Genomic DNA, 10,825 nt, shown 5'->3' on the forward strand with positions numbered 1-10,825 from the left:
GCCGCCACGTCGCGTTGACGGTTGCCACCAAGGCATGCGGAGAGAGATCACATGGCCATTAAATTTGCAGGAACGATGAACGCGATAAATCGCGGGCTCGACGCGACCAAGCCCACCAAGGGTGCCGACATGGTCGAGGATTGGGAGGCTGCGCTGGCCGAGATCGATACCCCTGGCGCCAAGGGAATCCTTCGCGATCTCGGTTCGCTGCGCAAGCAGCTCGAACGCGACGAGCCCGATGCCGACCGCGTCCACGCGCTGCTCCACCGCCTCGGCACCGCGACCACCAAGATCGCCGACAAGGCCGACAAGTCGCAGGACAAGCTGAAGGCCCTCGGCGAAGCGCTGACCGAAGCCGGTGAAGACGCACCGGACGAGGAAGAGGACGTCGCCGCCGCCGCCGCTCCCAAGCGCGCGCGCAAGAAGGCCTGAACGAAAAAGGGCCGGCGATCGCAGGATCGCCGGCCCTTTTCCTTACTTACGTCTCAGGCAGTAACCGCCTCGGCCTTCGGGTTGACCTTCGACGTCGCCATCGCGGTCAGCTTGTCGTCGGTCGCATATTCCTCGTCGAGCGTGTCCTTCAGGATCGCCGCGATCTCGCTGCGGCCAAGCTGGTTCGCCCACGCGATCAGCGTGCCATAGCGCGTGATCTCGTAATGCTCGACCGCCTGCGCCGATGCGATCAGCGCCGCATCGAGGACCGCCTTGTCGGCGATCTCGCCTGCGACTTCGTTCGCTTCCTTGATGATCCCGTCGATCGCCGGGCAGGTCACGGCCTTTGCCTTCTCGCCGAGCAACTCGAAGATCCGCTCGAGCCGAACGATCTGTCCCTCGGTCTCGCGCAGATGCGTCTCGAACCCAGCCTTCAGACCCGGTGCCGTCGCCTTCTCAGTCATCTTCGGCAGCGCCTTGGTGATCTGGTTCTCAGCATAATACACGTCCTGCAACTGGTGCAGGAACAGGTCTTCGAACGTCGCGATGTCCTTGGAAAACAGGCCCATGATCATATCCTCGCATAGCTGGTCCACGCGAAGCGAAATGCTCCGGTGGTGGGGAAACGCCCTTACCGCGGGGTAAGTTTCGTCTCCCGACCACCGGAGCGTCGGGGGATCAGCCCTTCAGCTTGGCCGCCGTCTCGGCGATCCGCTTGCCCTGATAGCGCGCGCCATCGAGCTCTTCCTTGCTCGGCATCCGGCTGCCGTCGCCATCCGAGATCGTCGTCGCGCCGTAGGGTGAGCCGCCCTTGACCGTGTCGACGCCCATCTGCGCCTGGAAGCCATAGTCGAGCCCGACGATCGTCATGCCGTGATGGATCAGGTTGGTGATGATCGAGAACAACGTCGTTTCCTGGCCGCCATGCTGGCTCGCGGTCGAGGTAAACGCACCGCCGACCTTGCCGATCAGCGCGCCCGAGAACCACTGGCCGCCGGTCGTATCCCAGAACTGCGCCATCTGCGCGGGCATCCGGCCGAAGCGGGTCGGCGCACCGACGATGATCGCGTCATACTGCTCGAGCGCGGCGGGACCTTCGATCTCGGCATGCGCGGTATCGGTCTTGAAGTGCGCCGCCTCGATCACTGCCTGCGGTGCGGTTTCGGCGACGCGGCGGATGTCGACCTCGGCCCCACCGGCACGGGCGCCCTCGGCGACGGCATCCGCCATCTGCTCGATATGGCCGTAGGACGAGTAATAGAGCACGAGAACCTTGGTCATGGGCATTTCCTTCGAGTTCCCCTCCCGCTTGCGGGAGGGGTTAGGGGAGGGCAGTTCCGGGCGGGATCGCGGGAGGAAGCCCCTCCCCCGACCCCTCCCGCAAGCGGGAGGGAAGTATTACTCCGAGTCTACCAGAACGATCTCGGCGTCCTCTTGAGCCGTGATCGTCACCGTCTGGCCGCCCAACAGCGCCGCTCCGTCGCGCGCACCAAAAGCGTCGTCGCCGATCGTGATCGCACCGGTCGCCGGCACCAGATACACATGGCGTCCTTCGCCGACCGCATAGTCGACGCTGTCGCCAGCCTTCAACGTCGCCGCCAGCACCCGCGCATTCGCCCGGATCGGCAACGCATCGCCGTCACCTTCGAACCCGCTGGCCAGCGTCACGAACTGCCCCGAGCGCTCGCCCTTCGGGAACGGCTTGGCACCCCAGCTCGGCGCGCCACCTTTGCGCGACGGCTCGATCCAGATCTGGAAGATCGTCGTCGTCTCCGGCTCAAGGTTATACTCGGCATGCCGCACCCCGGTCCCCGCGCTCATCACCTGCACGTCGCCGGCCTCGGTGCGGCCCTTGTTGCCGAGCGAGTCCTGATGCGTGATCGCGCCCGAGCGGACATAGGTGATGATCTCCATGTCCTGATGCGGATGCGGCGGAAAGCCCGAGTTCGCGGCGATCTGGTCGTCGTTCCACACGCGGATCGCGCCCCAGCCCATCCGGGCCGGATCGTAATAGCTCGCGAACGAGAAATGATGCCGCGCATTCAGCCAGCCATGATCGGCATGGCCAAGGCTGTCGAAGGGGCGGCGTTCAACTTTGGAAAGGGTCGTGGTCGTCATGATAGGTCTCCACTGGTTGACCCCAAGATAGGCGCTGCGATTACGCCGTAAATAGAAACGCTGGAAACCGATCGTTTCGGTGAGTAATGCGTGTTCGAAGTAGAGCACCCGAATAGGCCACCACCCCGGCGGAGGCCGGGGCCCAGTTGGGCAACGTCGATAACGAAGCGCAGTCCTTCGTTACGACAACCTTTCCAACTGGGCCCCGGCCTCCGCCGGGGTGGTAATCCCGGCACAATCGCGGAGACCCCCATGCGCCTGCCCGATCTCGAAGCCTGGGCGATCTTCGCCAGCGTCGTAGAGCACCGCTCGTTCAGCGCCGCCGCCGACGCGGTCGGGCTCAGCAAGGCGACCGTGTCGAAGGCGATCACCCGGCTCGAAGCGCATCTCGGCCAGTCGCTCTTCCACCGCACCTCGCGCCGCCTCGCGCTCACCGAAGCCGGCAAGCCGCTCGCCGAGCACGCCGCACGCATCCTCGCCGAAGCCCGCGCCGCGGAAGAGTCCGCACACGACGCCGCCAGCGCGCATACCGGCCGCGTCCGCCTCGCCGCCCCAATGAGCTTCGGCGTCACCAACGTCGCGCCGATCCTCGCCGAGTTCCTCGTCGCGCACCCCGGCATCGAGGTCGACTTCCACCTCTCCGATGCGCGCGTCGACATCGTCGCCGAAGGCTTCGACGTCGCGCTGCGGATCGCGGAGCTCCCCGACAGCTCGCTCCGCGCCCGCCGCCTGTGTAGCATCCAGGCGCACACCGTCGCCGCACCCAGCTATCTCGCGAAGCACGGCACACCGACGCACCCGGCACAGCTCGGCGAGCATCAATTGGTCGGCTATTCGAACGTCGTCGGCCCGTGGCGCTTCCATGGCCCCGGCGGCGCCGACGTCTCGGTGCGGCTACAGGGCCAGCTCACCGCCAACAGCGGCGAAGCGATCGTCCCCGCGCTGATCGCCGGTCTTGGCATCGCGCGCCTGCCCGACTTCATCGTCGACCGGCATATCGCGTCCGGCGCGCTCGTCATCATCCTGCAAGACTGGGCGCCCGCAAAGATCGGGTTGCATCTCCTCACCCCGCCAAGCCCCCTCCGTCCGGCGCGCGTCGAGGCCCTGATAGACTTCCTCGCGGCACGCCTTCGCGACCCCAATGCAGGGCAAGCGTAAAGCGGCGACCTTGCGCAAAACCGGGCCGGATGCCATGTAAGAGGCTGGATAGACGCTCGAGTTTGCACCCCAGCGCGATCCCAACGACACCCGATACCGGGATGAGGACTTTGAGCAGCGGCCGCGCTCAGTCGGTAGTTCATGTATCGATTCCGTGATTTCCGCGTGGCTGACCCGATAATCCGGTCATGGATTCTCGTCGTCTTCGGCCTGTGTCGGGACAGCGGACCATGCCGAAACGAAAAGGCATGACCATGCGGCCAGACGCTAACGACACGATCTCCCCAGAAACCAAGACCGGCGTGACCCGCCGCAACCTGCTCGGCTCGGCGATCGTCGCCGGCGGCGCAGCGGCGTTGCCGATCGCGCACGCCGACGCCGCGACCACCGAGCGCACCGTCGACGTCCTGCTGATCGGCGGCGGCATCATGAGCGCGACGCTCGCCGTCCTGCTTCGCGAGCTCGAGCCGACCTGGACGATCGAGATGGTCGAACGCCTCGACAAGGTCGCCGACGAAAGCTCGAACGGCTGGAACAACGCCGGTACCGGCCACTCCGCGCTGTGCGAACTCAACTACACGCCGGTCAACAAGGCTGACGGCAAGGTCGAGATCGCCAAGGCGGTCGAGATCAACGAGCAGTTCCAGGTCACGCGCCAGTTCCTCAGCCACCAGGTCGATACCGGCATCCTCGCCAACCCGCGCTCGTTCATCAATTCCACACCGCACATGAACCTGGTGTGGGGCGATGCCAACGTCGCCTTCCTGCAAAAGCGCCACGCCGCGCTCCAGGCGAGCCCGCTCTTCTCCGGCATGGAATTCACCACCGACCCGAAGCAGATTGCGCAGTGGGTGCCGGTGATGATGGAGGGCCGCGCGCCCGGCACGAAGCTCGCCGCAACGCGCTCGCCGCTCGGCACCGATTGCGACTGGGGCGAAGTCACGCGCCAGTATATCGCCTCGCTCGCCAAGCAGGACAATTTCACGCTGACCACGGGCCACGAGGTCCGCTCGCTCGAACGCGAGACGATCGGCGGTAAGAAGGCGCGCTGGCGCGTCACCGCGCGCGACATGAAGACCGACGAGAAGCAGGTCATCAAGGCACGCTTCGTGTTCGCGGGCGCAGGCGGCGGCGCGCTGCCGATCCTCCAGAAGTCCGGCATCCCCGAGGCCGACGATTATGCCGGCTTCCCGGTCGGCGGCTCGTTCCTGGTCGCGGACAAGCCCGAAATCACGCACCGCCATCTCGCCAAGGTCTACGGCAAGGCAGCGGTCGGCTCGCCGCCGATGTCCGTGCCGCATCTCGACACGCGCTTCCTCGACGGCAAGCAGGCGCTGTTGTTCGGCCCGTTCGCGACCTTCTCGACCAAGTTCCTCAAGGAAGGCTCGTATTTCGATCTTCCGGCGTCGGTCACGCTCGACAATTTCCGGCCGATGCTCGCGGTCGGCTGGGACGATTTCGACCTCGTCGAATATCTCGCGGGCCAGCTCATCATGTCGGACAGCGACCGGATGGATGCCCTGCGCGAGTATTTCCCGGGCGCGAAGGACGCCGACTGGCGCCTGTGGCAGGCAGGCCAGCGCGTCCAGATCATCAAGCGCGATCCGGAGAAGGGCGGCGTGCTGCGGCTCGGTACCGAGATCGTCGCGTCGAAGGACGGCTCGATCGCCGCGCTGCTCGGCGCCTCGCCGGGCGCCTCGACCGCGCCATCGATCATGCTCAACCTGCTGAAGAAGGTGTTCCCGAACCACCTCGCCACCGCCGGCTGGCAGGCTAAAATCCGCGAGATCGTCCCAACCTACGGCGTGATGCTCAACGAGACGCCGGACGTCCTCGCCGAGCATTGGGCCTCGACCGCCGACACGCTGCAACTCGCCATCCCCTCGCCCACGGTCGGCGTCGCAGCCGGCCCACGCCCCGCGGCCATGCGCGTAAAGCCAGACCGCAGCCCCGACCTCGCGCTGTAAGTTAAACCGACGTCCATTCTACAATCCTCCCCCGCCAGGGGGAGGTGGCTGGCACTTGCCAGACGAAGGGGGAGGAAGGCGATGACTGCCGTTGCGTGTCCTCCCCCTCCGTCACCTTCGGCGACACCTCCCCTTGGCGGGGGAGGATCAGCGAGTGTCGTTTCAGGAACGTACCTTAAGTCCTTGGAACGGCTGTCCTACGCTGCGACGATCTGCCACGGTCGCAAGATGATCGCCCCGCCACCCTCGCAAAACCACCCCCGATCCGGCCAAGGATCGGCTCCAAAAGCCGGAAGTGCACACTCCGCACAAACCGCGCCAGCGTGTGCACTTTGTGAACTTCCAGCTTTTCGGCGGGCCGCAGCATGAACCGCCTGGCCCCCGATGCAGACGATTCGCGCTTCATCCGCCGCGTCATCCTGACCATCGTGATCGTCGCGGTCGTCGCGGCGCTCTACAAGGCCGGCGACCTGCTCATCCTCGCCTTCGGGTCGATGCTCGGCGCGATCGTCATCCACGCGATCGCCGATCTCTACCGCGACCATCTCCGCGTTCCGCGAAAGCCCGCGCTCGGCCTCGGCATCGCCACCGTGCTCGGCGTCATCGCGTTCCTGGTCTGGTTGTTCGGCGTGCAGTTCCGCAGCCAGGTCAACGTCCTGATCGCCCAGACGCCGGCGCTGCTCGACCAACTCGCCGCGTATCTCTCGCAAAGTGCGGTCGGCGCGAAGCTCGTCGATGCCGTGCAACAGGCCTATGCCGGGTCGAAGGTCGCGCAGGACGTCGGCGGACTCGTGACCGGCGCGGGCGAACTCGTGCTCAACTGCCTGTTGCTGCTGGTCGGCGCGCTGTTCTTCGCCGCCGATCCCAAAGTGTACGAACGCGGCTTCCTGCTGCTGATCCCACGCTCGAAGCGGGCCGCAGTCGAGGATGCGCTGTTCGACGTGGGCTCGACGCTGCGGCTGTGGCTCGGCTCGTCGCTGATCCTGATGACGACGATGGGGATCCTGGTCGGCATCGGGCTCTGGTTGTCGGACGTCCCCAGCGCCGCCGCGCTCGGCCTGCTCGCCGGATTGTCCGAATTCATTCCGTATATCGGCCCCACCGCGGCGATGATCCCGGCGCTCGGCCTCGCCGCGACGCAGGGCACCTCGTCGATCGTCGGCACGCTCGTCACCTATGCCGTCGTGCGGCTCGTGCAGACCAATTTCATCACGCCGTACGTACAGAACCGCGTGATCTCGATCCCGCCTGCGATCACGGTGTTCGCGATCATCGGCATCGGCACGATCTTCGGCCTGTTCGGCTTGTTCTTCTCGGCCGCATTGCTGGTGGTGATCTTCACGCTCGTCCGCAGCCTGTATCTGCGCGAGGTTCTCGGCGAGGATATCCCGAAGACGGTCCACCGGACGTTGCTCGGCCCCGACCTGACGCCGAGCCCCCCGGCCGAAGATTTGTAAAGAATACAACTGCTCGGCGGCGATCCGACCAATTCGTCGCGTCAACCTTAGTCCGAAATTAACCTTTTGCCTTCAGATGTTGTGTGGTTAATGAATGGAAGTCGAGCTGCTGACATGGGGTGTCGGGCGGTCTCGCGAACAGGGGACGACGCATGCGAGTGCTGCTGATCGAGGACGAGCCGACGACGGCCAAGGCTATCGAGCTGATGCTGACGACCGAAGGGTTCAACGTCTACATCACCGATCTCGGGGAAGAAGGCCTCGATCTGGGCAAGCTGTATGATTACGACATCATTCTGCTCGACCTGAACCTGCCCGACATGCACGGTTACGACGTGCTCAAGCGCCTGCGCGTCGCCCGCGTCGCGACGCCGGTGCTGATCCTGTCGGGCGTCAACGAGATGGACTCTAAGGTCCGGAGCTTCGGCTTCGGCGCCGACGACTATGTCACCAAGCCGTTCCACCGCGAGGAACTGATCGCGCGCATCCACGCCGTCGTCCGTCGCTCGAAGGGTCACAGCCAGTCGGTCATCCGCACCGGCAAGCTGGCGGTCAACCTCGATGCGAAGACGGTCGAGGTCAATGGCAGCCGCGTTCACCTGACCGGCAAGGAATATGCGATGCTGGAGCTGCTCTCGCTCCGCAAGGGCACGACCTTAACCAAGGAAATGTTCCTCAACCACCTTTACGGCGGGATGGACGAGCCCGAGTTGAAGATCATCGACGTCTTCATCTGCAAGCTGCGGAAAAAGCTCAGCCTCGCGTGCGACGGCGAGAATTACATCGAGACCGTCTGGGGTCGCGGCTACGTGCTGCGCGAGCCCGACGAAGTGCTCGAATCCCAGGTCGCGTAAATCCCCAGTTTTCGGGAGCACGAAGGCCGCGGCATCGGGGGGTGCCGCGGCCTTTTCTATTTCTCGGGGTTCCAAATCCTCCCCCGCCAGGGGGAGGTGGCTGGCCCTTGCCAGACGGAGGGGGGGGAAAGCGAAACGTCGGTTGCGCATCCTCCCCCTCCGTCGCCTACGGCGCCACCTCCCCCTTGCGGGGGAGGATACTGAAATCCACCCTAAGTTTTCCGCCGCCACCGTCGGAACAGCCCCCGCTTGCTGAGCGACTCGAACATCTCCTGAGGGCCTTCCGGATCGAGCACCTCGTTATCCGCCAACCAAGCCTCGACCGCAGTCAGATCGGGCACCTCGTAACACCGCAGCGTCTTGCTCACGCCGCCCCGGTCCTGACGCAACCGCTCGATCGTCTCGATCAACGAGCCCGTCTCGGCGATCATCGCACTGACCACATCCACCGCGACACCGAGATGCTCCGCCATCAACCCGTCCCGGATCGCCGCAACAGCCTTCGAGGTCGCAGCGTCGACAGCCCGGATCGCGAGGTCACACTCCGTATCGAGCCGCAGCGAACGATTGTTGACGTTCGAAGACCCCAACCGGAACACGTCGTCGTCCGCGATCAGGATCTTGGCGTGGCAATAGATCGGTGCGCCGTCCTTGGTGTACGGATGATACATCCGCAGCCGCCGGTGCGCGTCGCGTCGGTGCAGCGCCTCCATCAACCGCGCCCGCGCGGTGTCCATCGCCAACGGCTCCAGCCAGCCCTGCGCCACGGTCGGGTTGATGATGACGATCTCTGGCCCATCCGCCTCGTCGAGCCGCCGCGCCACCGCCTCCGCCACCTTACGCGACGCGAAATACTGGCTCTCGATATACAGATGCTTCTTCGCGCGGGCGATCTGCCCCAGGAACAGCGCCTCGCTCTCGTACACCGGCGCCTGGTCCGACATTTCCGGCTCGGTCCGCGCTATGCCTACGTCGACGTCACGGAAATCCACCGCCAGCCCCTCGGGCCAGAACGTCCCGCCCGGCACGCCTGCCGCCATCGGCTTGCCCCCCGCCAGCCGCCAGCGCCGGCGGAACAGTTCGCCCAGCGCATGTGCGACGGGGCCCTGCACCGCGCTGATTGCGTCGTGCCACGGCTTGTACGGCTTGCCCGATGGCTGGACGCGGTGCAGATCGCCGTCGCGGTGCTCGCGCGTGTCCCAGCGGTCCCCGGTCATGTCGATCCCCCCGCAGAAGGCCAGCGCATCGTCGATGATGACGATCTTCTGGTGATGCGACGCCGCGGTCGGATGATGCCCGTCGAGCTTGGTATGAATCCGCTTGTGCCGCATCCACTTGAGCATCGTAAACAGCGTCGACCCGCGGAACAGCGACTTGATCGCCCCGGTGTCCCAGCGCAGCACGAAAATCTCGAGTTCGGGTTCGCGCTCGACCAGCCAGTGCATGAACGCGCCCAGCGTCCTGGGTTCGCCCGGCCGATCGACGCCCGGCTCGAGCGAAATACGCGCATCGAAGTCCCAGCCGATCAGCAGGATGCGGCGCTTCGCTCCCAGCATCGCGACGCGCGCCGTCCGGAAATAGTCCGCCGCATCGACGATCACCGCCATCCGCTCGGCGCGTTCGATCCGCCAGCACTCCGTCCCAACCTGCATCGGTGTCCCTTCGTCCGTTGCCGACTGATATGCGTGGCGCGCGGTTTGGTTGCGTGAATGCCCTGTATCGTCGCGCCCTGCCGCCCTATCTGGGATGACGATGACCGCTCCTCCTACCCAGCCGCCGGCGCAGCGCAAGGTGATCCATGTCGACATGGACGCCTTCTACGCGTCGGTCGAACAGCGCGACGATCCCTCGCTGAAGGGCCGCCCAGTGGCGGTCGGCGGATCGCGCGCGCGGGGCGTAGTGGCGGCGGCAAGCTACGAGGCGCGCGCGTTCGGCGTTCGCAGCGCGATGCCGTCGGTCACCGCGATCCGAAAATGTCCCGACCTCGTGTTCGTGCCCCCTCGGTTCGACGTGTACCGCGAAGTCTCGGACCGGATTCGCGCGATCTTCGCCGACTATACCGACCTGATCGAGCCGCTGTCGCTCGACGAGGCGTATCTCGACGTCACCGAAGATATCCGCGGGCTCGGCACGGCCGCCGCGATCGCGGAGGAAATCCGCGCGCGGATCAAGGCGGATACCGGCCTCACCGCGTCCGCCGGGGTGAGCTACAACAAGTTCATCGCCAAGCTCGCCTCGGACCAGAACAAGCCCGACGGCATCTGCATCATCACGCCGAAGCGCGGCGCGGCGTTCGTCCAGTCGCTGCCGGTCAAGCGCTTCCACGGCGTCGGGCCGGTGACCGCGCAGAAGATGGAACGGCTCGGCATCCTCACCGGCGCGCACCTCTACGGCATGACGCTCGCGTTCCTCCAGGCGCATTTCGGCAGCTATGCGGACTATCTCTACGGTGCGGCGCGCGGCATCGATCACCGGCCCGTGCGCGTCAACCGGGCTGCGAAGTCGGTCGGCGCGGAACGGACGTTCGAGACGAACCTGACGACCGCGGAGGATTTGCGGGCGGCGCTGCACCGAGTGGCGGATGCGGCTTGGGTGCGGATCGAACGGCACGGCACCCGCGGTCGCACGGTCACGCTCAAGCTGCGCCACGCGGACTTCCGCACGATCACGCGTGCACGATCGTCGCAGGCGCCGGTCACGGACAAGGCTGCATTCCTGGCGGCGGGCCTCGACCTGCTGATGGCGCAACTGCCCGTGCCGGACGGCGTGCGCCTGCTAGGGCTCACGTTGTCGGGCATCATGGGCGAAGACGACGAAATACAGCCTAGCCTGTTGTAGG

At 65.7% G+C, this 10,825-nt stretch carries 10 protein-coding genes; 6 read left to right on the forward strand and 4 right to left on the reverse strand.

Features of this window, described 5'->3' with window-relative positions; translation table 11 throughout:
- Positions 1-75: 75 nt before the first annotated feature.
- Complete coding sequence (locus C8J39_RS13930) at positions 76-432, forward strand: hypothetical protein (protein WP_120301024.1); 357 nt, start codon at positions 76-78, stop codon at positions 430-432.
- 53 nt (positions 433-485) lie between these two features.
- Here the strand turns inward: C8J39_RS13930 and C8J39_RS13935 are convergent, their stop codons facing one another.
- The 3 genes from C8J39_RS13935 to C8J39_RS13945 all read right to left on the reverse strand — a co-directional run bounded on the left by C8J39_RS13935 (position 486) and on the right by C8J39_RS13945 (position 2,550).
- The gene (locus C8J39_RS13935) at positions 486-1,001 is read right to left on the reverse strand and encodes a ferritin-like domain-containing protein (RefSeq protein ID WP_120301218.1); all 516 of its coding nucleotides are present in this window, start codon (positions 999-1,001) and stop codon (positions 486-488) included.
- Positions 1,002-1,110: 109 nt separating this feature from the next.
- Positions 1,111-1,713 (reverse strand): NAD(P)H:quinone oxidoreductase, encoded by a 603-nt coding sequence (gene wrbA / locus C8J39_RS13940; RefSeq protein WP_120301025.1) that lies wholly within the window; start codon positions 1,711-1,713, stop codon positions 1,111-1,113.
- Positions 1,714-1,830: 117 nt separating this feature from the next.
- Positions 1,831-2,550: a pirin family protein gene (locus C8J39_RS13945; RefSeq protein ID WP_056064958.1), complete on the reverse strand. Its 720-nt coding sequence runs from the start codon at positions 2,548-2,550 to the stop codon at positions 1,831-1,833.
- Positions 2,551-2,802: 252 nt separating this feature from the next.
- Between C8J39_RS13945 and C8J39_RS13950 the strand changes: the two genes are divergently transcribed.
- The 4 genes from C8J39_RS13950 (at position 2,803) to ctrA (ending at position 7,986) form a co-directional block, all read left to right on the forward strand.
- Positions 2,803-3,708: a LysR family transcriptional regulator gene (locus C8J39_RS13950; RefSeq protein WP_120301026.1), complete on the forward strand. Its 906-nt coding sequence runs from the start codon at positions 2,803-2,805 to the stop codon at positions 3,706-3,708.
- A 248-nt stretch (positions 3,709-3,956) separates the two neighbouring features.
- The gene (mqo, locus tag C8J39_RS13955; RefSeq protein ID WP_120301219.1) at positions 3,957-5,675 is read left to right on the forward strand and encodes a malate dehydrogenase (quinone); all 1,719 of its coding nucleotides are present in this window, start codon (positions 3,957-3,959) and stop codon (positions 5,673-5,675) included.
- 365 nt (positions 5,676-6,040) lie between these two features.
- The gene (locus C8J39_RS13960; protein ID WP_120301027.1) at positions 6,041-7,132 is read left to right on the forward strand and encodes an AI-2E family transporter; all 1,092 of its coding nucleotides are present in this window, start codon (positions 6,041-6,043) and stop codon (positions 7,130-7,132) included.
- A gap of 152 nt (positions 7,133-7,284) precedes the next feature.
- The gene (ctrA, locus tag C8J39_RS13965; RefSeq protein ID WP_056064964.1) at positions 7,285-7,986 is read left to right on the forward strand and encodes a response regulator transcription factor CtrA; all 702 of its coding nucleotides are present in this window, start codon (positions 7,285-7,287) and stop codon (positions 7,984-7,986) included.
- A 212-nt stretch (positions 7,987-8,198) separates the two neighbouring features.
- On the opposite strand, the gene C8J39_RS13970 is transcribed toward ctrA, so the two are convergent.
- Positions 8,199-9,638 carry a phospholipase D-like domain-containing protein gene (locus C8J39_RS13970; RefSeq protein WP_120301028.1) on the reverse strand — a complete coding sequence of 480 codons (1,440 nt, stop codon included), beginning with the start codon at positions 9,636-9,638 and terminating at the stop codon, positions 8,199-8,201.
- A 100-nt stretch (positions 9,639-9,738) separates the two neighbouring features.
- Here C8J39_RS13970 and dinB point away from each other — a divergent pair, with 100 nt between their 5' ends.
- Positions 9,739-10,824 (forward strand): DNA polymerase IV, encoded by a 1,086-nt coding sequence (gene dinB / locus C8J39_RS13975; protein ID WP_120301220.1) that lies wholly within the window; start codon positions 9,739-9,741, stop codon positions 10,822-10,824.
- Position 10,825 lies beyond the last annotated feature (1 nt).

The sequence above is a fragment of the Sphingomonas sp. PP-CC-1A-547 genome (assembly GCF_003610375.1).
Classification (GTDB): Bacteria; Pseudomonadota; Alphaproteobacteria; order Sphingomonadales; family Sphingomonadaceae; genus Sphingomonas.

What these genes read in the sequence shown, in the direction of transcription:
- C8J39_RS13930 (WP_120301024.1), top strand. Translation starts at nt 76, where the DNA reads ATGAACGCGATAAATCGCGGGCTCGACGCGACCAAGCCCACCAAGGGT.
- C8J39_RS13935 (WP_120301218.1), bottom strand. Translation starts at nt 1,001, where the DNA reads ATGGGCCTGTTTTCCAAGGACATCGCGACGTTCGAAGACCTGTTCCTG.
- wrbA (WP_120301025.1), bottom strand. Translation starts at nt 1,713, where the DNA reads ATGACCAAGGTTCTCGTGCTCTATTACTCGTCCTACGGCCATATCGAG.
- C8J39_RS13945 (WP_056064958.1), bottom strand. Translation starts at nt 2,550, where the DNA reads ATGACGACCACGACCCTTTCCAAAGTTGAACGCCGCCCCTTCGACAGC.
- C8J39_RS13950 (WP_120301026.1), top strand. Translation starts at nt 2,803, where the DNA reads ATGCGCCTGCCCGATCTCGAAGCCTGGGCGATCTTCGCCAGCGTCGTA.
- mqo (WP_120301219.1), top strand. Translation starts at nt 3,957, where the DNA reads ATGACCATGCGGCCAGACGCTAACGACACGATCTCCCCAGAAACCAAG.
- C8J39_RS13960 (WP_120301027.1), top strand. Translation starts at nt 6,041, where the DNA reads ATGAACCGCCTGGCCCCCGATGCAGACGATTCGCGCTTCATCCGCCGC.
- ctrA (WP_056064964.1), top strand. Translation starts at nt 7,285, where the DNA reads ATGCGAGTGCTGCTGATCGAGGACGAGCCGACGACGGCCAAGGCTATC.
- C8J39_RS13970 (WP_120301028.1), bottom strand. Translation starts at nt 9,638, where the DNA reads ATGCAGGTTGGGACGGAGTGCTGGCGGATCGAACGCGCCGAGCGGATG.
- dinB (WP_120301220.1), top strand. Translation starts at nt 9,739, where the DNA reads ATGACCGCTCCTCCTACCCAGCCGCCGGCGCAGCGCAAGGTGATCCAT.